The 22369-nt window shown below is 58.0% G+C and carries 21 protein-coding genes and 1 riboswitch; of the genes, 17 read left to right on the forward strand and 4 right to left on the reverse strand.

Translation table 11 applies throughout. The features are described 5' to 3' along the window. Positions 1-40 precede the first annotated feature (40 nt). Positions 41-249: riboswitch (cobalamin riboswitch) on the forward strand. A 37-nt stretch (positions 250-286) separates the two neighbouring features. From AC2FFB_RS05200 to AC2FFB_RS05210, 3 genes are all read left to right on the forward strand, one after another. Further along, entirely contained in the window at positions 287-457 is a 171-nt protein-coding gene (locus AC2FFB_RS05200; RefSeq protein WP_142632876.1) for a CbtB domain-containing protein, read from the forward strand. A gap of 4 nt (positions 458-461) precedes the next feature. Then, positions 462-1160 carry a CbtA family protein gene (locus AC2FFB_RS05205; RefSeq protein ID WP_142632874.1) on the forward strand — a complete coding sequence of 233 codons (699 nt, stop codon included), beginning with the start codon at positions 462-464 and terminating at the stop codon, positions 1158-1160. Positions 1161-1226: 66 nt separating this feature from the next. Then, complete coding sequence (locus tag AC2FFB_RS05210; protein WP_281994378.1) at positions 1227-1721, forward strand: hypothetical protein; 495 nt, start codon at positions 1227-1229, stop codon at positions 1719-1721. Here the strand turns inward: AC2FFB_RS05210 and AC2FFB_RS05215 are convergent. Beyond that, the gene (locus tag AC2FFB_RS05215) at positions 1718-2131 is read right to left on the reverse strand and encodes a DUF1636 domain-containing protein (protein ID WP_271947977.1); all 414 of its coding nucleotides are present in this window, start codon (positions 2129-2131) and stop codon (positions 1718-1720) included. The genes AC2FFB_RS05210 and AC2FFB_RS05215 overlap by 4 nt on opposite strands. Before the next feature lie 68 nt (positions 2132-2199). Here AC2FFB_RS05215 and AC2FFB_RS05220 point away from each other — a divergent pair, with 68 nt between their 5' ends. The 7 genes from AC2FFB_RS05220 to mdoH all read left to right on the forward strand — a co-directional run bounded on the left by AC2FFB_RS05220 (position 2200) and on the right by mdoH (position 11691). Further along, complete coding sequence (locus tag AC2FFB_RS05220; protein ID WP_496874611.1) at positions 2200-2658, forward strand: DUF302 domain-containing protein; 459 nt, start codon at positions 2200-2202, stop codon at positions 2656-2658. 77 nt (positions 2659-2735) lie between these two features. Further along, positions 2736-4355, forward strand: a complete 1620-nt coding sequence (locus AC2FFB_RS05225; RefSeq protein ID WP_281994377.1) for a thiamine pyrophosphate-binding protein — start codon at positions 2736-2738, stop codon at positions 4353-4355. Next, positions 4342-5526 carry a CaiB/BaiF CoA transferase family protein gene (locus AC2FFB_RS05230; protein WP_496821406.1) on the forward strand — a complete coding sequence of 395 codons (1185 nt, stop codon included), beginning with the start codon at positions 4342-4344 and terminating at the stop codon, positions 5524-5526. Before AC2FFB_RS05225 ends, AC2FFB_RS05230 begins: the two co-directional genes overlap by 14 nt. A gap of 181 nt (positions 5527-5707) precedes the next feature. Further along, positions 5708-7078, forward strand: coding sequence for a tetratricopeptide repeat protein (locus tag AC2FFB_RS05235; protein WP_142632864.1), 1371 nt, complete (start codon positions 5708-5710; stop codon positions 7076-7078). Positions 7079-7112: 34 nt separating this feature from the next. Beyond that, positions 7113-8330: an OpgC family protein gene (locus AC2FFB_RS05240; RefSeq protein WP_496874612.1), complete on the forward strand. Its 1218-nt coding sequence runs from the start codon at positions 7113-7115 to the stop codon at positions 8328-8330. Further along, positions 8327-9826 (forward strand): OpgD/OpgG family glucan biosynthesis protein, encoded by a 1500-nt coding sequence (locus tag AC2FFB_RS05245; RefSeq protein ID WP_496874613.1) that lies wholly within the window; start codon positions 8327-8329, stop codon positions 9824-9826. The genes AC2FFB_RS05240 and AC2FFB_RS05245 overlap by 4 nt, the downstream gene beginning before the upstream one ends. Next, positions 9823-11691 (forward strand): glucans biosynthesis glucosyltransferase MdoH, encoded by a 1869-nt coding sequence (gene mdoH / locus AC2FFB_RS05250; RefSeq protein WP_496874614.1) that lies wholly within the window; start codon positions 9823-9825, stop codon positions 11689-11691. Before AC2FFB_RS05245 ends, mdoH begins: the two co-directional genes overlap by 4 nt. Here mdoH and AC2FFB_RS05255 read toward each other — a convergent pair whose 3' ends face one another. Both AC2FFB_RS05255 and AC2FFB_RS05260 read right to left on the reverse strand, forming a co-directional pair. Then, a complete protein-coding gene (locus AC2FFB_RS05255; protein ID WP_271947991.1) occupies positions 11692-12507 on the reverse strand; it encodes a CE1 family esterase in 816 nt (271 codons plus the stop codon). It lies immediately after the preceding gene. Beyond that, the gene (locus AC2FFB_RS05260; RefSeq protein WP_496874615.1) at positions 12504-12977 is read right to left on the reverse strand and encodes a rhodanese-like domain-containing protein; all 474 of its coding nucleotides are present in this window, start codon (positions 12975-12977) and stop codon (positions 12504-12506) included. The genes AC2FFB_RS05255 and AC2FFB_RS05260 overlap by 4 nt, the downstream gene beginning before the upstream one ends. A 226-nt stretch (positions 12978-13203) precedes the next feature. On the opposite strand from AC2FFB_RS05260, the gene AC2FFB_RS05265 reads away from it, so the two are divergent. The 7 genes from AC2FFB_RS05265 to selD are packed head-to-tail and all read left to right on the forward strand — an operon-like array spanning position 13204 to position 21299. Next, positions 13204-16077: a monovalent cation/H+ antiporter subunit A gene (locus AC2FFB_RS05265; RefSeq protein WP_496677974.1), complete on the forward strand. Its 2874-nt coding sequence runs from the start codon at positions 13204-13206 to the stop codon at positions 16075-16077. Then, positions 16077-16436, forward strand: a complete 360-nt coding sequence (locus AC2FFB_RS05270; RefSeq protein WP_142632852.1) for a Na+/H+ antiporter subunit C — start codon at positions 16077-16079, stop codon at positions 16434-16436. The genes AC2FFB_RS05265 and AC2FFB_RS05270 overlap by 1 nt, the downstream gene beginning before the upstream one ends. After that, positions 16433-17977, forward strand: a complete 1545-nt coding sequence (locus tag AC2FFB_RS05275; RefSeq protein ID WP_271947996.1) for a monovalent cation/H+ antiporter subunit D — start codon at positions 16433-16435, stop codon at positions 17975-17977. The genes AC2FFB_RS05270 and AC2FFB_RS05275 overlap by 4 nt, the downstream gene beginning before the upstream one ends. Then, positions 17974-18474: a Na+/H+ antiporter subunit E gene (locus AC2FFB_RS05280; RefSeq protein WP_142632848.1), complete on the forward strand. Its 501-nt coding sequence runs from the start codon at positions 17974-17976 to the stop codon at positions 18472-18474. The genes AC2FFB_RS05275 and AC2FFB_RS05280 overlap by 4 nt, the downstream gene beginning before the upstream one ends. Next, the gene (locus AC2FFB_RS05285) at positions 18471-18740 is read left to right on the forward strand and encodes a K+/H+ antiporter subunit F (protein ID WP_496688625.1); all 270 of its coding nucleotides are present in this window, start codon (positions 18471-18473) and stop codon (positions 18738-18740) included. Before AC2FFB_RS05280 ends, AC2FFB_RS05285 begins: the two co-directional genes overlap by 4 nt. Positions 18741-18747: 7 nt before the next feature. Then, the gene (locus AC2FFB_RS05290; protein WP_496874616.1) at positions 18748-19134 is read left to right on the forward strand and encodes a Na+/H+ antiporter subunit G; all 387 of its coding nucleotides are present in this window, start codon (positions 18748-18750) and stop codon (positions 19132-19134) included. A gap of 5 nt (positions 19135-19139) precedes the next feature. Beyond that, entirely contained in the window at positions 19140-21299 is a 2160-nt protein-coding gene (selD, locus tag AC2FFB_RS05295) for a selenide, water dikinase SelD (RefSeq protein ID WP_496874617.1), read from the forward strand. Here selD and mnmH read toward each other — a convergent pair. Continuing rightward, complete coding sequence (gene mnmH, locus AC2FFB_RS05300) at positions 21290-22342, reverse strand: tRNA 2-selenouridine(34) synthase MnmH (protein WP_496714386.1); 1053 nt, start codon at positions 22340-22342, stop codon at positions 21290-21292. The genes selD and mnmH overlap by 10 nt on opposite strands. Positions 22343-22369: the final 27 nt, after the last annotated feature.

Raw genomic sequence — 22369 nt, forward strand, 5'->3', positions numbered from 1 at the left:
AATACGTCGCAAATGATGATTGCACCGCCACAGCTATAGCGGCTAAATGGGGGTGTCTGGTCCTGCCGGAGAAATCCGGATGCTAAGAGGGAATTTGGTGCGACTGCCTCGGTGGTCAACTCCAAAGCCGCCCCCGCGACTGTAAGCGGAGAGCCCCTGTTCAACCAGCCACTCCCGGTTCTCCGGGGGGAAGGCGAACAGAGGCATCGACCCGCAAGCCAGGAGACCTGCCAGGCGCAAAAACGAAACACCGGCCGTCGGGTGCGGCGGCAGAGGAGAATACAAAATGGCAACACAAACGAAAACAGCATCTGCCGCGCGTACAGGCTTTGTTCCGGTCATGTTTGCAGTGGTTCTGGGTCTGGGCCTCATCACGCTGACCGGTCACGTTCAGGCAGCGGCCCTGCATGATGCAGCGCATGACGTGCGTCACGCGACCGGCTTCCCCTGCCACTAAGACCGTGTTCAGTCGTATATTGACCAGCGCGTTGTTCGCTGGTGCTGCAGCGGGGCTGATTGCCGCCTTGCTGCAGTTGGTATTTGTGCAACCAGTATTGTTGCATGCCGAGCTTTATGAATCCGGAGAGCTGGTGCATTTCGGGGGCGAGACCGTATCGGCTCATCCCGAGCTGCCGCGCATGTTCTCTGAACTGACGCGTGATGCGCTGAGTGTCATCTTTACCATGCTGACCTATACCGGCTATGCGCTGGTGATGGTTGCGCTGATGTCGGTAGCCGAAGGTCAAGGGCATCAGATTGATGGCCGGACCGGCGTTCTTTGGGGGTTGGCCGGATTTATCGCCTTCCACCTTGCACCAGGTTTCACCCTGGCGCCCGAAGTGCCGGGTGTCGCAGCAGCCGATGTCTATGCACGTCAGGTCTGGTGGTTCGCAACGGTTGCAGCAGCCCTTGTCGCCATGTGGTTGATCGCCTTTGGAGGTAACCTGATCAGCTATGTGATCGCCGCAGTACTTCTGTTGGTGCCACATCTTATCGGTGCACCCGAGCCCGATGTTTTCACCGGCCCTGTGCCGACTGAAATTGGCGCATTGTTCGCGGCACGAGCTTTTGGAATCGGTCTGGTTGCATGGGTTCTGGTTGGCGCGTTCGCTGGCTATTTCTGGCAGAAAGAAGCGCAACCTTCCGAAGCAACGGCCTGATCGCACTTCGATTGAACGCGCCGGGTGTAAACTTGGCGCGTTTCCCTATGTTTTCAAGGAAATACAATGACCCGTTCACTTGCTCTATTCGTGATCGGTCTGGTCTTTGGCGGCGGTGCAGGATTTGTAATTGCTGCTGCAAATGGCGTCACATTTGATGGCCACGACCATTCTGATCCGTCTCTTCACGGAGCCTCACACACTGAGACCATGGCCCACGATCATTCCACGGCCCTGAACCTACCGGCAGGCGCAGATGCACCTACACTGGACATCGCTCTGACACAGGATCCTATGTCTGGCTGGAACCTGCATGTCATGCCAAAAAACTTTACCTTCGCACCGCAGAACGCATCGACCGCAGACTTGGCAGGCGAAGGGCACGCGCATGTTTACATCAACGGAGAAAAGCTCGCCCGGCTTTACGGCAGTTGGATGCATCTTGATCAGTTGCCCAAAGGCGAGGTCGAGGTTTCGGTTTCACTGAATTCCAACAGCCATAGCCCGCTTTCGGTCGATAACGTGCCGGTTCGTGCTGCGGTTACGGTTCAAGTCGACTAAAGCGCCGGAATACGCGCACGCAAACACATCCGAAGCCGCCCGCAGGGTCGGGCGTCTTCGATCCAGCCCTGCGGGCTGTTCAGGTAAGTACGGCAAGTTTCAGCGATATCCGCGGCATCCGCCACCACATCGACACCCGAAAACACATAAGATGCGCGCCCCTGCGCCTGTATAGCCAGCGCCGTGGGTTCCGCGCAGCCGCTGAAACAGGCGTGTTCGCTCACTTCGACCTGATCCGTCAATCCGGCCCTTTTCAGTGCGTCCTGCACAGCCTGGACCTCGGCCGCCCGATCACGTGCGGTGCCACAGGTTTTGCAGATCATCAGGCGCATCCGATCCAGACCTTTCCCTTCGTCCTGCGCCCGTTTCTGCGGCTTTAAGCGGCGCGGCGCAATCCCGAATGCGCACAAGATTGTGAGTGCGACGTTCTCACATTTCTGGCAGGATTCCTGCAGACACCTTAAAAGGAGGCCTCTGGATGAAACTGCTTTGGACTGTCTTCGCCCTGCTGGCTCTGCCCGCCTGGGCCGACGAACCGCCCTCGGGATGGGCCGTGTATCCAACGGGCAAAAGCTATGATGAATTGGTCTCGGACACCAGATCGGCGGTTAAGGCAAACGGTCTGATCGTGGTCACGCAGGCCGGCCCCACCAAAGCCGCCGCCGCGCGGGGAATTACAATCCCAGGCAATCTGGTGATCGGCGCCTTCAACAATGACTATGCGGTGCGCGTGCTGGAAACCTCGGTGCGCGCAATGATCGAAGCACCGATCCGGTTTTACGTGACCGAAAACGAGGACGGTACCGCCACCCTGTCCTATAAAACGCCCAGCTTTGTATTCGCGCCCTATATCTATGAGGGAGGAGACCCCCTGAGGGACATTGCCCAGGAATTGGATGACACCTTTCAGATCGTGGCCGAAGCCGCTGTCAAATAGTCACACTGGCGTGATGCGCCTTGCGTCCGGGTCTGTCCTCCGCAATCTGCGTTGAAACAGTTTTCGGAGCTTTACTGATGCAGGACTCGTCGCCCCGCGCTGCGGACATTCTGGCCCAACGGCTTTATGAGGCTGGCTGCCGCCACGCTTTTGGCATGCCAGGTGGCGAGGTGCTGACCCTAGTGGATGCGTTGGAAAAGGCGGGAATAACCTTTCACCTGACCAAACACGAGAACGCGGCTGGCTTTATGGCCGAGGCGGTGCATCACCGCGACGGTGCCCCGGCCATTCTGGTGGCCACACTCGGTCCAGGCGCGATGAACGGGATCAATGTGGTCGCCAATGCGTTGCAGGACCGGGTGCCAATGATCGTGCTGACCGGCTGTGTCGACGCAGATGAGGCGCTGACATACACCCATCAGGTCATGGATCACGCACGGGTCTATCGCTCGATCACCAAAGGGACGTTCATGCTGACCGCCAAAGGCGCGGATATTATCGCAGACAAAGCGGTATCGCTGGCCAATCAGCCGCGCACAGGACCGGTGCATATCGACGTGCCGATTTCGGTTGCGGATGCGCCTGTGACCGATGTCAAACGCCGCCGTCTTGTCAAACCTGCCGCCGTCGCGCCCGAGGGGGATTGCGTTGAAAAAGCCCGCCGCTGGGTGGCACAGGCCGAACGGCCCATCGCGATTATCGGCCTGGATGTTCTATATGACGACTCGCGCAATGTGGTGCAGGCGTTCCTTGAACATTTTGGCATTCCTTTTGTGACAACCTACAAGGCCAAGGGCGTGGTTCCCGAGGATCATCCACTGTGCCTTGGCGGCGCGGGCCTGTCGCCGCTGGCTGACACCCATCTAGTGCCGCTGGTTGAACAGGCCGATCTAGTGTTGTGTCTGGGCTATGACCCGATCGAAATGCGCCCAGGCTGGCGCGAGATATGGGACCCCGAAGAAAAGCGCGTCATCGACATTTCGGCGGTTCCGAACGATCACTACATGCATCAGGCCGGGTTGAACCTGGTGGCTGATACCGGCGCGACCCTCGAGGCCATTGCAAAGGGCAACCCTGCCCGCGCCACCTGGCCCGGCGGCGAACCCGAACAGGTTCGGGCCGCCCTGGCGCGAGCCTTCCCTACTGATGATGTATGGGGTCCCGCCGCGGTAATTGCGGAAACCCGCGCGGCTCTTCCTGCCGAGACATTGGCCACCGCTGACAGCGGCGCACATCGCATCCTTCTCAGCCAGATGTGGGGATGTTCCGAAGAACGCGGGCTGATCCAGTCTTCGGCGCTCTGCACCATGGGCTGCGCTCTGCCAATGGCCATCGGGCTGAAGCTGGCCGAACCCACGCGCCCGGTCATCAGCTTTTCCGGTGATGCCGGGTTCCTGATGGTCGCCGGAGAACTGTCGACCGTTGCCGAGATGGGTGGTAACCCGATTTTCCTGGTGTTCGTCGACGCCAGCCTTGCCCTGATCGAATTGAAACAGCGTCAGCGGCAAATGGGGAACGTAGGCGTCGATTTCGACCGCCACGACTTTGCAGCTATGGGCCGGGCCTTCGGTGGGAATGGTCACACGGTGCGCACCCGCGCCGAACTGAGGGATGCTCTGGAAGCGGCAACCAAGTCTGATAGGTTCACCGTAATCGCTGCTGAGATTGACCGCGGAGGATATGATGGCCGGATCTGAAGGACCGCTGAAGGGCGTCAAGGTTCTGGACCTGTCCCGCATTCTGGCCGGACCGACCTGCACACAGTTGCTGGGCGATTTGGGTGCCAGCGTTATCAAGATCGAAAACCCTGCTACTAAAGGGGACGACACGCGCCAGTGGGGCCCACCCTATGTCGCTGATGCCGACGGGGTTCCATCGGATCTTAGTGCCTATTTCATGTCAGCCAACCGCAACAAGAAATCGGTCGCCATCGACATCACCACACCCGAAGGTCAGGCGGAAATTCGGCGGCTGGCCTCGTTTGCGGACATCCTGATCGAGAATTTCAAACCCGGCGGGCTTGCGAAATACGGGCTGGATTACAAATCGCTCTCGCAGGAATTCCCTAGCCTCGTCTATTGTTCGATCTCAGGCTACGGGCAGGATGGGCCTAACGCATCAAAGCCCGGATATGATCTGATGGCGCAGGGCTATGGCGGTGTCATGTCTCTGACCGGCGATCCCCAAGGGGCGCCGATGAAAGTTGGAGTTGGTATCGCTGATGTCATGTGCGGTATGTATGCCTGCGTTGGCATTTTGGCAGCATTGCGCCATCGGGACCAGACCGGAGAGGGACAGCAAATTGATCTGGCTCTGGTCGATTCCCAGATTGCGTGGCTGATCAATGAAGGCGTGAATTATCTGACATCCGGCAATGTGCCACAACGCCGTGGGAATGGTCATCCAAATATCGTTCCATATGACGTTTACGAAACCGCTGATGGCCATGTGATCCTTGCTGTAGGTAATGACAGTCAGTTCCGCCGGTTCTGCGAATTCATCGGCCAACCTGATCTGGCGGATGACGTCCGCTTTGCGACGAATCCGGCGCGGCTGGAAAACCGGGATGCGTTGAACGCCCTATTGCGCCCTGCGGTTCAGTCATATGACACAACAACCGTCATCGCAGAACTTGAGGCACGCAAAGTACCAGTTGGGCCGGTCCAGACCCTGGATCAGGTTTTTGACACCGAGCAGGTCGCGGCGCGGCAAATGCAGATCGCGATGCAGGCTGCCCCGGCCGAGGTAAAACTGATCGGAAACCCGCTGAAATTGTCGCGGACACCGGTTACCTACCGGACGGCTCCGCCACAGTTCGGAGCGGACACTGCAGCAGTCTTGAACGCTAAGAACCCATTTGAAGATTGAAACACAATGCCTTACTAGGCGGCATATTGCTGAAACATGCCGTTGAATCGGCGGATTTTTTCACGTTTTCCACACACAGCTTTTCACCAATTCGAGAGCAGGGCCGATACTGATACGACCCCGCCTGACTCTCTGCTAAATCGAATAAAGTAATAAATCGCAAATGGATTGGATCCCGCGCATGAAACAAGATGTTTTCGGACAGATGAACACTCTTTGCCATTCGGCCAGTGTCGAGGCGTGGAATGGTGTTCTGCTTGGTTTCATGGCGCATTCAGCTGTCACACCCCTGCATCTGGGCAAAGTGCTAGAGCTTGAGCCCGATTTCGCGCTTGGTCACGCCGTCAAAGGCCTGTTCCTGGTCTTGCTGGGCCGGCGCGAGATGATGCCAGTTGCAGCGGAAGCGTTGAATGCTGCCAACACCGCTATGGATCGCCAACCGGTAACTGATCGCGAGCGGCTTTATGTCGACGCGTTGGCCCTTTACCTGTCCGACCTGCCCTCACATGCAATCCAGAAGTTTGAAGAAATTCTGCGCCTCCACCCACAGGACTCGCTGGCGATGAAACTCAGCCACGCAACACGGTTTGTCTTGGGAGATGCCGCTGGTATGCGACGGTCGATCGAACGTGTCCTGCCTGCTTATGAACCCGACCACGCCGGCCGCGGATATCTTCTGGGGTGCCATTCCTTCGCGCTTGAGGAAACCGGGGCCTATGAAAAAGCCGAAATCGCCGGACGTCAGGCACTGTGGATGGTGTCGGATGATGCCTGGGGTCTGCACGCAGTGGCCCATGTGCACGAGATGACCGGCAATGCGCAGCAAGGTCTTGATTGGCTGGCCGGACGCGAGGATGCCTGGGCGCATTGCAACAACTTTCGCTATCATGTCTGGTGGCACAAGGCGCTGATGCATCTGGACCTGGGTCAGGTCGATCAGGTTATGGAACTGTATGACCAGTATGTCCGGCAGGACAAAACCGACGATTACCGTGACATATCGAATGCCACGTCGCTTTTGTCCCGGCTCGAGCTTGAGGGCGTCAAAGTTGGAAACCGCTGGGAGGAACTGGCCGACCTCAGCGCCGCCCGGACCGAAGATGGCTGCCTGATCTTCGCCGATCTTCACTATCTGCTGGCCCTGACCGGCGACAACCGGACCGAAGCGACCGGCAAAATGCTGCAGCGCATCCAGAAAGATGCCCAGCGCAATCAGGGCGACACTCCGATCCGGATGTCGGATCCCGGTATTGCCGCAGCCAAAGGGCTTGAGGCTTTTGGCGACGGCCTTTACGGCGAAGCATTTGATTTCCTGTCGAATGCACGGGACGGAATGCAACTGGCCGGTGGTAGCCACGCCCAACGTGATGTATTCGAGCGCATCACTATTGATTCCGGCCTGCGTGCCGGCCGTTTGGATGCTGTCGAGCGCATTCTAGACGACCGCCGTGCCAAGCGGGCCGGGGGTGAGGACAATTATGCTATGGCGCGCCGCGCATTGATCGACGCGGCTCGCGATAACCAAGACGCACAAAGCGTTCCGGCAGAATAACAAAACAAAAAGACTGAAGAAGGACAGAACTCGTATGGCGACTCTATCGCCCGCTTCTGATTTTGCACCTGTGGCAGCCACCTCGGCCGCCCCTGTTAGTACGCGCGACCCGCGTCTGGATTTCTATCGCGGAATCGCGATGTTCATCATCCTGATTGCGCATATTCCCAACGACCCCTGGGCCAAGTGGATCCCTGCCCGGTTTGGTTTTTCGGATGCAACCGAGATTTTTGTTTTTTGTTCGGGCATGGCCTCGGCCATCGCCTTTGGCGGCGCGTTCCTGCGCAAGGGCTGGTGGATGGGCACTGCGCGGGTATCATACCGGATCTGGCAGGTTTACTGGGCGCATATCGGCCTGTTCTTCTTTGTCGCGATGACGATGGCTGCGCTGAATCAATCAGGCCTGTTTGAGAAGAACTACATCTCGTCCCTGAACCTGCAGCATTTCTTCAATGATCCTGCTCCGCAGATCGTCGGCCTGTTCACCCTGACCTATGTGCCGAATTATTTCGACATTCTACCTATGTATCTGGTGGTACTTGCAATGATGCCGCTGTTCATGGGCCTGTCCCGCATCGGATTCTGGGCGGTTGCAGCCACATCCGTTGCTATCTGGCTCGTGGCGCAGACCGACGTTCTGGACCTGCCCGCCGAGCCCTGGTCGGATCGTCAGTGGTTCTTTAACCCTTTTGGCTGGCAGTTGCTTTTCTTTACTGGCTTTGCATTCATGCGCGGCTGGATCCCGGCCCCTCCGGTGTCAAAAACGTTGATTTGGGCAGCGGCGCTGTTCCTGATCTTTTCAATGCCTTTCGGGTCGTGGAAAGTGTTCACATGGGTGAATGCCGCAGCCCCGGATTTGGCCGATGAAATCCGCAAAGTCTGGCCCATCACGAAGGAATTCCGCGACAAGACCGATTTCGGTCTGTTTCGCTACATGCATTTCCTGTCGCTGGCCTATCTGGGCTGGGTGGCTGCTGGCGAGCATGGACACCGCCTGATCGCAACCGGTCAGAGCGCAGGCGCCAAAGCTTGGAAAATCGTGCTGACCCTGGTCACCAAAGTGGGTCAGCAATCACTTGCCGTATTCGTATTTTCCATGGCAGCAGCACGACTTATCGGCGTTGGGCTCGATTTGTTTGGGCGGGATTTTGCCACTGTCTTTGTCGCTAATATGATTGGCTTTGCCATGATCATCAGCGTGGCCTATTTGGCCGCGTGGTTTAAGTCACAACCCTGGAAATCAAAGAAATGAAATTCACACGTCGCGCATTTCTGGCCACGACTTCGGCGCTTGCCTTCGCCCCGGCCACCTTTGCCGTGGGCGGAGAGGTCCCGTTTGACCGCAGTGACGTGATCTCGCTGGCCCGCGAGTTGGCCGCAAAGCCCTTTGCCGAGCGCAAGATGGTCCCGCAGGAATGGCAGGACCTGACCTATGAGCAATACCGCTCGATCCGGTTCCGCCTGGATCGTGCGCTTTGGTTCGAATCTGAGACGCCTTTCAACGTAGATTTCTTTACGCCCGGGCTTTATTTTCCGCGTACGGTTCAGGTCTCGACCGTCGAAAACGGCATGGCAAAACCCGTAGCCTTCGATCTGTCGATGTTTGACAAGTCGACCGAGGTCCCTCAGTTGCCCGTCGACGACACGCTGGGTTTTTCGGGCCTGCGCCTGCGGACTGAAATGCACCGCCCCGGAAAAACCGATGAGTTCTGTGTGTTTCAGGGCGCCAGTTACTTCCGGGCGATCGGCCTTCACGAGGTCTACGGCCTGTCGGCCCGGGGGCTGGCGCTGAAAACCGGCGATCCGGATGGCGAAGAATTTCCCGAATTCATTCGTTTCTGGCTGGAACGTCCCAAGCTCGGTCAGCGCAATATGGTGGTTCACGCCCTGATGGACAGCCCGAGCGTGACAGGGGCCTATCGGTTCAATGTCACGGCAGGCGCTGATTGCGTGATGGAGGTCGAGGCGACGCTCTTCCCGCGCACCGAGTTGACCCATGTCGGCATTGCGCCCGGCACGTCGATGTTCCTGTTCGATCAGACCAATCACAGCCGTTTCGACGATTTCCGCCCGGCGGTGCATGACAGCGACGGGCTGTTGATCCGCAACGGCGCTGGCGAGGTCCTGTGGCGGCCTTTGGCAAACCCGACCCGCCTGCAGTTCTCGTCCTTTGTTGACATGAACCCGCGCGGGTTTGGCCTGATGCAGCGGAAACGCGCGTTCTCGGATTATGCCGATCTTGAGGCGAGTTACCACAAACGCCCCGGCCTCTGGGTCGAGCCAACCGGCGATTGGGGCAAAGGCGCGGTCACTCTGGTCGAAATCCCGGCTGATCAGGAAATCTACGACAATATCGTCGCCTATTGGCGCCCGATGGAGCCCTATGCGGCCGGAAGCCAGGTGGACCTGTCCTACCGCCTTATCTGGGGTGAGGAACCAGAGCGCACCCCGATGCCACGCGTGATCAACACCGCGATGGGTGACAATACATTTGGCGAGGGCCGTCTGGCGGTGATCGACTTTGAGGCCAGCGAGCTATTCGACGAACCTGAGGCGATGACGATCTTTGTGGACTCGCCCCATGCAGAGACCTCGGAAGGCGTCCTACAGCGCAACCCCGATACTGGCGGCCTACGGTTGGCCTTTTCCTTCGAGCCGGGAGACCGGAACCATGTGGAACTGCGCGCACAGTTGCTGAAAGACAAGCAGCCTGCCTCCGAAGTCTGGCTGTATCGTTGGACATCATGAGCAACGATCTGCATATCATGCCGCCTGAGGCACCCCTGGCGATGCCGGAGCAGAATTTCAGCGCTGGGTTCCGTGACGCTCAGGCGCCCGGCAGCAGGCAGGCATCTGCGGGATTCTGGCGTGCGCTGGCGTTCTCGCCTGCGATGGCGGCTACGCTGGGCTTGCTTTGGGTCATGACCGACTGGTTCGGAGCCGAAGGGATCAATCTGATCGAAGCGATTCTGTTGGCTCTGATCTCATTCAACTTTTTCTGGATCTCTTTCACGGTCTGCACCGTTTTGTTGGGTATGATTTCCCTGTCGCGGCAGGAACAGCCCAAACGTCAGGGCCGCCCACAGGCGCTGCGCGTCGCGCTTCTTATGCCGGTCTATAATGAAGTACCCTGGAACGTGCTGGGCAACGCCCGTACCATGCTGGAAGACCTGCGCGCGCGGGATGGTCAGCACCACTATGCGATGTTCATCCTCTCTGACACCCGCGACCCCGAGATCGCGGCACAGGAACAAGCCAGCGTCGAAGCGTTGCGCACCACCCTCGCGCCGGGACTGGAACTGTATTATCGTCGGCGAGAACAGAACACAGACCGCAAGGTCGGAAATATCGCAGATTGGGTCAGCCGTTGGGGTGCGGATTGGGATGCGATGCTCGTGCTGGATGCCGACAGCCTGATGACCGGCCGCGCCATCCTGCGCCTGACGGATTCTCTGGCGCGAGACCCCGGTGCGGGCCTGATCCAGAGTTACCCTCAGTTAATTGGTGCTCAGTCGGTTTTTGCCCGGATGCAGCAATTTGCCAATGGCGTTTATGGTATCGCCTTCGCCGAAGGTCTAGCCCGCTGGTGTGGTCAGGAAGGTAACTATTGGGGCCATAACGCGATCATCCGCACCAAGGCTTTTGCCAACTGCGCGGGGCTGCCAAGACTGCGCGCAATGAATGGTCAGGAAAAACTGATCATGAGCCACGATTTCGTCGAGGCCGGCCTCATGCGTCGCGCCGGATGGGGCGTGCGGTTCCTACCGCGCATCCGTGGATCCTATGAAGAAACCCCACCAACGCTGATCGACCACGCGTTGCGTGACCGGCGCTGGTGTCAGGGCAATTTGCAACACCTGAAGTTGTTGGGCTCAACCGGATTCCGCGCTGTGTCGCGGTTCCACATGTTCCATGGAGCAGTCGGATATCTGATGTCGCCGCTGTGGTTTGCCTTGCTGGTGATGTGGGCGCTGATCGGTCAGGGCGAGGATGCCTCGGTCTTGCATTATTTCAGCCCCGACAATCCGCTATTCCCGCAATGGCCCGAGATGTCGGAAACCCGCCACGTGCTGATCATTCTGGTCATGTATGCCATGTTGCTGGCCCCCAAGGTACTTGCCGTGCTTGCCCTGCCACTTAGCGGTGTGCGTTATGCGGATTTCGGTGGCGCAGGTAAATTCATGACCTCATTCATCTCGGAAGTCATCCTGTCGATCCTCTATGCGCCGATCCTTATGGTGCAACAGATGATCGCCGTCTTCCGGACAATTCTTGGTATTCAAAAAGGCTGGTCTCCTCAGGCGCGGGATGGTGGCAGCTATGGCCTGCGAACGCTGATCTTATGTCACACGCTGGAAACTATCAGCGGTATAGCCTTGGGCGCCGGCATCCTATCGGGTCTGGTGTCAATCTGGCTGGCTCCGATTGCCATAAGCCTGGCCTTTGCCATCCCGCTTTCCGCACTCAGCGGCGTTTCAACCTCACCGGCGCGGCGCATGGTCGGAATGAAAGAAGATGTTCAGGAACCGGCAATCACCCGGTCCGCACGTCTCCACAGGGATGAATTGAAGCGCCTGGTCGAAGGCAAAACCGTCATGACCCCTGCCGAGTGATCAACCACCCGGCAGGCCCTCGTACCACTCTACCATCATATCCGACCATCCCTGCGGCACGTTGTGACCACCTGGGAAAAGTGCGAATTCCAACATCGCGCCATCGGCGCATCCGGTCCATCTGCGGCGCATGAATTGCCCGGTCGTGGAAAATCCGCTGGGTTTGGTATCGGCGCATTCGTTTGCGACCCGCCAAATTTCCAGACCGGCAAAGATATCGCCCTGATGGAATCGACCACCGCCCAAAAGACGCCCTTCCAGCGGGACTACATTGTCGATCCAGCCATGGGTGTGAAACATGCGCACCGGGCCATCGCAGGCCTCGGGATGCGGTCGCCAAAACCCACCTGAAACCGGAGCATAGGCCGAAAACGTATCCGGCGCCGCGCAGGCGAGGTAGTAGACCATGAAGGCCCCCGCAGAAAACCCGCCCAACACGACGCGGTCATCATCGACCCCGAACCGGTCCGACGCATCCTGAACCACCTCGCGCAGAAAAGCCGTTTCGTCACGCCCTTCCCAACCCGGGAAGAAATTCCAGCTTTGGCGGCCGTTACGCTCGGACCCCTCCGGTGCCATAACCGCATATCCGCGCGCAAGCAGAGGATCAACCAAGCTGCGGTTCTTCAGCGTTCCGGTCGCAGTCCCGCCATAACCGTGCAGAAACACCACCAGCGGTGGGTTTTCGGTTTCGGGAAGTTCGATATGGTACCCACCCGACGGCGTTTCGCACATGTCTTCCTGATCGACACAGGCGGCCATTCCTGCATTCGCGATCACGGCCATCCCGACCGACAGAAACAAACTTCGGATCATTCTGCTTTCCCATCATAGTGTTGAACCGGCAGGCCTGCCCGGACCCAGCCCGGCCCTGCTGCTGAGCCTAACATACCCTCGGGCACGTCGATGATATTTGCGAACCCCGCCTCGGACAGCTGGTTGCTCAGCCGGGCCGAGCGCACACCGCGCGCGCAGATCAGGGCGATTGGGGCGTCGAGGTCTCCGCCGACAATCTGCAGCAGCGCCTCATCAAAATCATCGCGACGCATGTCTAGGGGATGCGCGCCTTCGCCCACGCCTGAGGCATCCCATTCGCGTGGGGTACGGATGTCCACCAAAAATATATCTCCAAGCTTAGCTTGCTGATGCGCATCCCCGACACTGATCCGACCGCCCGCATAGCTCTGCGGGATCAGGCGGTATTCACGGATTGCAAAACCGCCCAGAACAGCAGCCGCACCAAACAGCAGAACCTTTCGCCGTGTCCGGTTTGCCCCAGCAGCCACTGTAATCCCTCCTGATCCGATGCGGTCCTATGTATCACAGCAGCTTATCCAGTTCCGTGTCGAAATTAACCTGCCTGTTCAAGTTCGTGTCATCGCCGCTTTACCTGTACCATCCTCTGCCTTGGGGCCCCTGAACAGGCAGAATGGTTTGCAATCGCTGGACACTCCGCGAATTATCCTTACAAAATCAATAGCACTTTTGACCGCCCAGACCGGAGTATCGCAGTTGTCCCTATTCCTCATCGCGGCCCTTCCCTTCCTCGGAGCTGTATTCCCAGCCCTTTTGATCCGGGCTGGACGAAACGCAGCAGCCTCGGCCGCTGGGTTGACCACTTTTCTGGCGCTGATGGGGCTGTTGATTCACATCCCAACCGTGATGCGCGGCGAGGTCGTTACCGCCCGGTTCGACTGGATTCCGGCACTGGGCCTAAACGCCAATTTCATGTTGGACGGCCTTGGGTTTCTGTTCGCGCTGCTGATCCTTGGCATCGGTTTGCTGATCATCCTCTACGCCCGGTTCTACCTGTCGCGCGAAGACCCGATGGGGCAGTTTTACACCTATTTGCTGCTGTTTCAGGGCGCGATGGTGGGAATCGTTCTGTCGGACAATATCCTACTTTTGCTGATATTCTGGGAACTTACCTCGCTTAGTTCATTCCTTTTGATCGGATATTGGAAACACCTCCCCGAGGGACGACAGGGCGCACGTATGGCGCTGGCTGTGACCGGCTCTGGCGGCTTGGCGATGATTGCGGGGATGCTGATCCTAGGCAATATCGTTGGCTCTTATGACCTAAGCGTCATTCTCCAGAACAAAGAGCTGATCCAGTCTTCACCCTATTACATGCCAGCGCTGGTCCTGATTTTGCTGGGGTGTTTCACCAAATCGGCACAGTTCCCCTTCCATTTCTGGCTGCCACACGCGATGGCCGCCCCTACGCCAGTATCAGCCTATCTGCACTCGGCCACGATGGTAAAGGCAGGGTTGTTCCTGATGGCCCGCATGTGGCCCGTTCTGGCGGGTACTGATGCGTGGTTCTACATTGTGGCCACAACCGGCCTGGTAACCATGCTGATCGGGGCCTGCATCGCCCTGTTCAAAGACGATCTCAAGGCGCTGCTGGCGTTTTCGACCGTGTCGCATCTGGGCCTGATAACCATGCTGCTGGGGTTTGGAACCAAGATCGCCGCCGTTGCTGCCATCTTCCACATCATCAACCATGCGACGTTCAAAGCAGCCCTGTTCATGACCGCCGGTATCGTGGATCACGAGGCCGGGACCCGCGACATCAAGCGACTGGGCGGATTGCGCCATTTGATGCCCATCACCTTCACCATCGGGACGATTGCCGCACTTTCCATGGCCGGTCTACCTCCGCTGAACGGGTTTCTGTCCAAGGAGATGATGCTGGAGGAAACGGTCCACACAACCTGGCTGCATTCGCATTATCTTGTGCCCGGACTGGCGCTGCTGGCGGCCTTGTTCTCTGCAGCCTATTCGTTCCGCTTTGTTGGTCACGTGTTCCTTGGTCCTGTACGCGACGATTACCCAACCCATCCACATGACCCACCGGCCGGGCTTTGGCTTGCACCCGCTTTCCTGGTCGTGCTTGTCGTCCTGATCGGTCTTTATTCCAACGCCATCGTAGGTCCGCTGGTGGCAGTTGTTTCAAGTGCGGTAATCGGGGGCGAGAAGCTGCCCTATTATTCGCTGAAACTCTGGCACGGGTTTACGCCTGCCTTGTATATGTCCGCGTTCGCCACACTGGGTGGCCTGGCCTTGCTGGCACAGCATCGGCGTGGTGAGTTCATCTGGAATGCCCTGCCCAGACCCGAGGCGAAAACCATTTTTGACGCAGTGATCGCTGCGCTTACGGCGACCAGCCGCTGGGTCACAGATACTCTGCATAACGGGGTCCTCAGCCGGTATGCGGCCATCCTGATCGTCTTTACGGTTGGGCTGGGATATTATGCATTCGCCACCGGATCTATTGGCGTTGAAACACGCACGCCCCTACCCGTTCAGATCATTCCGTTCATTGGCTGGATCTGCCTGATCGCCGCGACGCTGGCCATCATGTGGTTCCACCGCAACCGGCTGCTGTCCTTGGTGCTGATCGGAGTCGTTGGCCTGATCGTCTCGATGGCGTTCAACTATCTGTCCGCCCCTGATTTGGCCCTGACGCAGATCTCGGTCGAGGTGGTGACGATGATCCTGCTGTTGCTGTCGCTGAACTTCCTGCCCACGGACACCCCCTGGGACAGCAGCGCGGCACGGCGCTGGCGGGATGCCGCGATCTCGGTCGTGGCAGGCATCGGATCAGGTGCATTGATCTATGCGCTGATGCTGCGGGATTTCGGCTTTCCCAGCATTTCCGAATTCCATCTGGCCAATTCGTATAAGGGCGGCGGAGGCACCAATGTCGTCAACGTGATCCTGGTGGATTTCCGGGGCTTTGATACCTTCGGCGAGATTATCGTTCTGGGCATTGCCGCCCTGATCATCTTTGCCCTGACCGAGGCGGTGCTGGAAACCAATGTCCGGGCCTATCTGCTGAACCGCAAACCGCATTGGCCACAATCGGGCGACTCGCATCCGCTGATGATGGTTGTGGCAACCCGTGTGATGATGCCCATCGCGCTGATGGTCGGGGCCTATATCTTTTTCCGCGGCCATAACCAGCCAGGTGGAGGGTTCATCGCCGGTCTGGTCGTCGCCATCGCCTATCTGATGCAATATATGGCCAGCGGTTATACCTGGGCCATCGAACGGCAACGGTTCTATTACCACGGCACAATCGGTTGGGGCGTTCTGATCGCCGCAGCAACTGGAATTGGCGCATGGTTCAATGAACGTCCCTTCCTGACCAGCGATTTCGGATATCTGAATTGGCCGCCGCTGGAAGAGTTCGAATGGGCAACCGCCATGCTGTTCGATACCGGCGTGTTCCTTGCGGTTTTAGGCGCGGTGATGCTGGCACTGGATAGCCTGTCCCGCTTGGCCTGGCAGCCCGGCATGGCGCAGGAATTCCCGATGGATATCAACCCGCTGCGGGACGATCCGCCTGAAGAAGAACAAGAAGAAAAGGAGCAGGTCTGATGGAAGCGCTCGTAGCCTCTGCGGTTGGCGTGATGACCGCCGCCGGGATTTTCCTGATCCTGCGTCGCCGGACTTTTCCGGTCATTCTGGGACTGTCTCTACTGACCTATGCGGTGAACGTCTTTTTGTTTGCCACCGGGCGGCTGGCTTTGGACGCGCCGCCGGTTCTGAACAAATATGAAGAGGTCGCCTATACCGATCCCTTGCCGCAGGCCCTGGTGCTGACCGCCATCGTGATTTCATTCGGGATGACTGCGGTGATCGTGATGATCTCGCTTTCGGCTTACCTGTCGGCCAAGGATGACCACATCGACATGGCCGCTCATGACAATACGGACGCGCCGGGAGAAGACGCATGAACCATTGGATCGTTGCGCCAGTCGTCCTGCCCGCGATTCTGGCTCCGTTCATCATCATGGTCCTGCGGTACCACCTTGATTTGCAGCGCATATTCTCGGTCGCCGGTGTCGTGGCACTGCTTGGCATCGCCCTGACAATCACCGCACAGGCCGCAGGTGGAGACATTCTGGTCTATGAGTTGGGCAACTGGCCAGCGCCCTTTGGAATCGTGCTGGTGCTGGATCGGTTATCTGCCATGATGGTCTTGCTGACCGCGCTTTTAGCCCTTCCGATAGTGCTTTATTCAATTGCCTCCGGATGGGATGCACGCGGCAAGCACTTTCATCCCTTATTCCACTTTCAGCTTATGGGCGTATGCGGTGCCTTTCTGACAGGTGACGCCTTTAACCTGTTCGTGTTCTTCGAGGTATTGCTGATCGCGTCCTACGGTTTGATGACGCACGGCGGTGGAGCCGTTCGGCTCAAGGCAGGCGTGCAATATGTCGCCTACAACCTTTTGGGCTCAACGCTGTTTTTGTTTGCCCTTGGCACGCTCTATTCAGTGACCGGCACGCTGAACATGGCGGATATGGCTGTACGGATTGCCGAGCTTCCGCTCGAAGACACCGCTCTGATAAGAGTGGGTGCTGCCCTGTTGCTGCTGGTATTCTGCATTAAGGCTGCAGTTCTACCGCTGCATTTCTGGCTACCGGCCAGCTATGCGAATGCTCCTATGCCAGTTGCAGCGCTGTTTGCGATCATGACAAAGGTCGGGGCCTACTCGATCTTGCGCATGTACACGCTTGGCTTTGGCCCCGAGGTATTGGTTGCGCATGATCTTGTGATCAACTGGCTGCAACCTGCCGCTTTGGTAACTCTGGCCGTTGGTACAATCGGCATATTGGGCTCACGACACATCGCGCGCCTAGTGGCTTTTTGCGCCATCGCGTCAATGGGTACCCTGCTGATTGCAATTTCCCTGTTCACCGAAACAGCAACCGCCGCCGCTTTGTTCTATATCTACCATTCGACGCTTGCGACGGCGCTGTTGTTCCTGATTGCTGATCTGGTGATCGAGCGGCGCGGAGGCGCGATTGCCCCAAAGCACCCTATGGCACAGACCGGACTGATTTCCGCACTGTTCTTTATTGGTGCGATTGCTTTGGCCGGGATGCCGCCCCTGTCCGGGTTCATTGGCAAACTGCTGGTCCTGGACGCCGCGCGAGATGCACCAGACGCAAATACGGTCTGGGCTGTGGTATTGATCGGCTCATTCGTAACCATAGTAGGGCTAGCCCGCGCCGGAACTTTGATCTTTTGGAAAAGCCATGACGCCAGCTTGGCCACCGACCAAGCCGATACAACTGACGGCGAGACCGCCTTTCAGGCAGCCCCGGAACCTTCGCCCGGGTTGGCCTTTACGTCGGTATTTGCTTTGATCATCGGTCTGGTCATGCTGACATTGTTTGCCGGGCCTGCAATGAACTACGCTACCAGCACAGCGGAACAGTTGTTTGCACCCGAAAACTACATCTCGGCCGTGTTAGGGGTGGAAGAATGAAAAAACTGCTTCACCGGATATTCCCGCACCCGCATCTGACTTTCCTGCTGACGGTCGTGTGGATTTTGCTGGCAAACACACCATCGCTGAATTCACTGGTGTTTGGCCTTGTGCTGGGGATTATCATCCCCTTCGTCACACAGCCGTATTGGCCAGACCGGCCCATTCTTCGGAATTGGCCGATGATCGCCGAATACATATTGGTGGTTCTATGGGACATTGTTGTCGCCAACATGACAGTTGCTAGGATCATCCTCTTCAAACGGGATTCCGACCGTGAACCGAACTGGGTCTGCATTCCGCTGGAACTGCGCACACCAGAGGCGATTACGGTTCTGGCCGGGACAATCACCATGACCCCCGGCACCGTCAGTTGCGATCTGTCCGCGCAGGGTCACAACCTGCTGGTCCACTGCCTCGATGCGCCAAACCCGGACGAAGTACGCGATCAAATCAAGCAACGATACGAGCGCAGGCTAAAGGAGATTTTCGAATGATCGACCTAGCAATCTACTTTGCCTTTGCTTGTTTCGGCGCAGCCATCATGATGTGCCTGTGGCGGATCATTACGGCCGATGGAGTGGGCACCCGGGTTCTGGCGCTGGACACGATGGTGATCAACACAATTGCCCTTATGGTACTCTACGGGCTGTTTCTGGGGACCGAGATCTTTTTTGAGGCCGCGATGATCATTGCAATGCTCGGCTTTGTCTCAACTGTGGCCTACGCGCGCTTTATGCTGCGCGGCAATATCATCGAGTGAGGGCGACATGTCGGTAATCTTTGAATTTCTGGTTGCCTTCTTCCTGGTTGTTTCAGGCATATTTGGTTTTGTCGGATCGTACGGTATGATCAAGCTAAAGGACCCGATGTCCAGGCTTCACGCCCCCACCAAAGCGACAACGCTTGGGGTGGGTGGCGTTCTGATCGCCTCAATCATCCATTCCGTATTGATCGAACATCATCTGTCTCTGCACGAGCTGCTGATCACGCTGTTTCTGTTCCTGACTGCTCCGATCACGGCCCTGTTTATTGCCAAATGGCATATTCACCGCCATGAAAAGCCCCAGGATCTGTCAGACGCGGGTGAGGACAAAATCTGGGCCACACATGCGGTCGAACAAGTCGAAGACGTTCCTGATCACAGAAACACCTGATACCTATGCATAGACCTCCGTTACCCCTGACCCGCGATCTGGTTCTTATCGGCGGCGGTCATACGCACGCGCTGGTATTGCGAAAATGGGGGATGAACCCCCTGCCTGGCGCGCGCCTGACGGTCATCAACCCCACGCCTTCAGCCCCCTATTCAGGGATGCTGCCCGGTTTCGTTGCCGGTCATTACCGCCGGGGTGACCTGGATATTGATCTGGTGCGCCTGGCTCGCTTTGCCGGGGCACGGGTGATATTGGGTGCCGTCGAAGGGTTAGACCCTGACCGGCAAGAGGTACATGTGCCCGGCCGACCGCCCGTCGCCTATGATGTAGCCTCGGTTAATGTTGGCATTACATCCGACATGCCGGCCCTGCCTGGATTTTCCGACCATGCGGTCCCCGCAAAACCGTTAGGGTCTTTTGCCGCTAGGTGGGCCGAGTACCAATCTGGTGCAGGCGCCGCCTCGGTTGCCGTGATCGGTGGTGGTGTTGCCGGGGTCGAGTTGATCATGGCGATGGCGTACGCTCTGCGTTCCGCAAACCGCAGCGCCCGATTGACCCTGATCGACAATGCTCGGGCCCTGACCGCGATTGGCGCAAAGGCGGCCTCGATCATTCGCAATGCGATGGCTGACCTTGGCATCGACGTGATCGAACAGGCCGCCATCGTTGAAATTCATGCGGATCACATCCGGTTGGAGGACGGGCGCCAGATTGCGGCTGAATTCGTGACGGGGGCGGCGGGGGCCAAACCCTATGGTTGGATGGCGCAGTCCGGGCTGGATCTTCACGATGGATATATCACGGTGAATAGCAGGCTGCAGTCCAGCAATCCTTTTGTTTTCGCAGCCGGCGATTGTGCCCATCTGTCAGAAAACCCCAAACCAAAAGCAGGTGTTTATGCCGTCCGAGAAGCCCCGATTCTTTATGACAATCTTCGGGCCTCGCTGGGTGTCGGAAAGATGCGCCCTTATTATCCGCAAAAAGATTACCTCAAGCTGATATCGCTGGGTGTGAAATCCGCATTGGCCGAGCGATTGGGAACCTCGCTCAGTGGTCCGTTGATGTGGAAATGGAAGAACCATATCGACCAGAATTTCATGAATAAGTTCCGGAATCTGCCGCAGATGAAAGCAGCAGAGTTGCCCCGCGACCACGCTTTGGGCGTGCCCGAAGTCCTGGGTGAAAAGCCCATGTGCGGTGGGTGCGGCGCAAAGATTGGGCGTCGCGCTTTGCGCAGTGTTCTGTCTGATTTGCCGCCCCCCGATCGGCAAGACGTTATACCGCTTTCAGGTGACGATGCGGCTTTGCTTCTCACCGGCGGCGCGCGGCAGGTGATGACCTCGGACCATTTGCGCAGCTTTACCAATGATCCGGTTTTGATGACACGGATCACGGCCATTCACGCGTTGGGTGATATCTGGGCGATGGGTGCGGCACCGCAGGCCGCCACCGCGACGATTATTCTGCCTCGGATGTCACCCGCACTGCAACAACGTACCATGGCAGAAATCATGGCCACCGCCAGTGACGTCATCCGCGCAACCGGAGCCGAAATCGTCGGAGGCCACAGTTCGATGGGGGATGAGATGACCATCGGGTTCACTCTGACCGGCCTGTGCGAAAACGACCCGATCATCCTGTCCGGAGCCCGCAAGGGCGACGCTTTGATCCTGACCAAGCCGATTGGCAGCGGCGTGATCATGGCCGCCGAAATGGCCGGTTTGGCCAATGGCATCTGGGTCGCCGAGGCGTTCCGCCACATGGTCCAGCCCCAGGGCGAAGCCGCGCGCATTCTGTTCAGCGCCCATGCGATGACCGATGTGACCGGGTTTGGTCTGGTAGGGCATCTGCAGGGTATTTGCGGTGCCTCGGGTTGCGGTGCGGTAGTTGCTCTGGATGCGGTTCCCGTGATGGCCGGGGCTGTGGAGCTCAGCGCAAGCGGTGTTCGGTCCACGATCTTCGAGGACAACCGCGCCATCGCGCCTGAATTCGCCAACGGACCCACGGCTGATCTTCTTTTCGATCCTCAAACCGCCGGAGGGCTATTGGCCGCTGTCCAAGCCGATGACGCGCCAGGCCTGTGTGCAGACCTACGTGCGGCTGGATATCCGGCAGCAATCATCGGCATGATCGACGATACGCCGGGTTTAAAACTTCAGAGCTGATCCAGGACCTGTTCGACCCGCACAGCGACCTCTTTCAGACCGGTACTTGCCAGCGAGGGAACCTGGATCGAGGCCACAATCTCGGTGCTGTGTACGCGCGCGGACTTGGCATAAGCCGGGTCGTAATGCTGTTCAATAAGTGACCGTGTAAGGGCCAACTTGTTACCGCCGTCAATCAGCGCAAACCACCCATCCACCACCTCATGCCCACGGTGAGACCTCAGCGGCGACAGGAGATCTTTCAACCGCTCGGCATCGCTGAGGACATCGTCATATGCCGAGACCAGATATTCCGCGCGCGCTTCTATCGGGGCATCAATCTGAATGCGCACGGCCGCACACATGGCGGACCAAAGCCTCGGCGGCAGGATCAAAGAGCCGATTTTGGACGATTCCGCTTCGACTACGACGGGACGGGTGGGGTCAAAACCACAAAGTTCTGCGGCCAGCGCGGATTCGAATGCCTTTTGACTGGGTTGTCCGCCCGGCATTGCCCCCAGCAATGACCCCCGGTGATTGGCAAGCCCTTCGAGATCCAGAACCTGGACACCACGTTCCTGAAGGTGTGTAAGCAGCTCGGTCTTTGCTGTGCCCGTATACCCATCCAGAAGGACGAATTGAAACGGCAACGGATCGTCATACAGATACCGGCTCACCAAGCGGCGATAAGCCCGATAGCCGCCCTCGACAACCTCGGCCCTCCAGCCAATCTGTTGTAGCATCCAGGTAAACGAACCAGATCTCTGCCCACCGCGCCAGCAGTATACAAGGGGTTTCCACCCCCCTTCGTGATGGGACAGGCTATGTTCAATGTGGTTGGCCGCATTCCTGAAAACCAGAGCCGCCCCCAGCTTGCGGGCCAGAAACGGGCTTTCCTGGACATAAATCGTCCCGACGCGCGCCCGTTCGTCGTTATCCAGAACTGGCAGGTTGATAGACCCGGGCAAATGATCCTCGGCAAATTCAGCCGGGCTGCGCACGTCTATGGTTGTGTCGAACTCATGCGCGTATAACTGCTGAAGGCTGGTGATTTTCAGAACCATGTCAACGATCTAACCCGCGTTGAACCG

It is taken from the genome of Ruegeria sp. YTSA219 (assembly GCF_059609985.1).

Bases quoted from the DNA above. Each gene is read 5' to 3' on its own strand.
- AC2FFB_RS05210 (WP_281994378.1), top strand. From the start codon at position 1,227: ATGACCCGTTCACTTGCTCTATTCGTGATCGGTCTGGTCTTTGGCGGC.
- selD (WP_496874617.1), top strand. From the start codon at position 19,140: ATGCATAGACCTCCGTTACCCCTGACCCGCGATCTGGTTCTTATCGGC.
- AC2FFB_RS05220 (WP_496874611.1), top strand. From the start codon at position 2,200: ATGAAACTGCTTTGGACTGTCTTCGCCCTGCTGGCTCTGCCCGCCTGG.
- AC2FFB_RS05240 (WP_496874612.1), top strand. From the start codon at position 7,113: ATGGCGACTCTATCGCCCGCTTCTGATTTTGCACCTGTGGCAGCCACC.
- AC2FFB_RS05255 (WP_271947991.1), bottom strand. From the start codon at position 12,507: ATGATCCGAAGTTTGTTTCTGTCGGTCGGGATGGCCGTGATCGCGAAT.
- AC2FFB_RS05275 (WP_271947996.1), top strand. From the start codon at position 16,433: ATGAACCATTGGATCGTTGCGCCAGTCGTCCTGCCCGCGATTCTGGCT.
- AC2FFB_RS05200 (WP_142632876.1), top strand. From the start codon at position 287: ATGGCAACACAAACGAAAACAGCATCTGCCGCGCGTACAGGCTTTGTT.
- AC2FFB_RS05270 (WP_142632852.1), top strand. From the start codon at position 16,077: ATGGAAGCGCTCGTAGCCTCTGCGGTTGGCGTGATGACCGCCGCCGGG.
- AC2FFB_RS05280 (WP_142632848.1), top strand. From the start codon at position 17,974: ATGAAAAAACTGCTTCACCGGATATTCCCGCACCCGCATCTGACTTTC.
- AC2FFB_RS05225 (WP_281994377.1), top strand. From the start codon at position 2,736: ATGCAGGACTCGTCGCCCCGCGCTGCGGACATTCTGGCCCAACGGCTT.
- AC2FFB_RS05245 (WP_496874613.1), top strand. From the start codon at position 8,327: ATGAAATTCACACGTCGCGCATTTCTGGCCACGACTTCGGCGCTTGCC.
- AC2FFB_RS05235 (WP_142632864.1), top strand. From the start codon at position 5,708: ATGAAACAAGATGTTTTCGGACAGATGAACACTCTTTGCCATTCGGCC.
- AC2FFB_RS05230 (WP_496821406.1), top strand. From the start codon at position 4,342: ATGGCCGGATCTGAAGGACCGCTGAAGGGCGTCAAGGTTCTGGACCTG.
- mnmH (WP_496714386.1), bottom strand. From the start codon at position 22,342: ATGGTTCTGAAAATCACCAGCCTTCAGCAGTTATACGCGCATGAGTTC.
- AC2FFB_RS05290 (WP_496874616.1), top strand. From the start codon at position 18,748: ATGTCGGTAATCTTTGAATTTCTGGTTGCCTTCTTCCTGGTTGTTTCA.
- AC2FFB_RS05285 (WP_496688625.1), top strand. From the start codon at position 18,471: ATGATCGACCTAGCAATCTACTTTGCCTTTGCTTGTTTCGGCGCAGCC.
- mdoH (WP_496874614.1), top strand. From the start codon at position 9,823: ATGAGCAACGATCTGCATATCATGCCGCCTGAGGCACCCCTGGCGATG.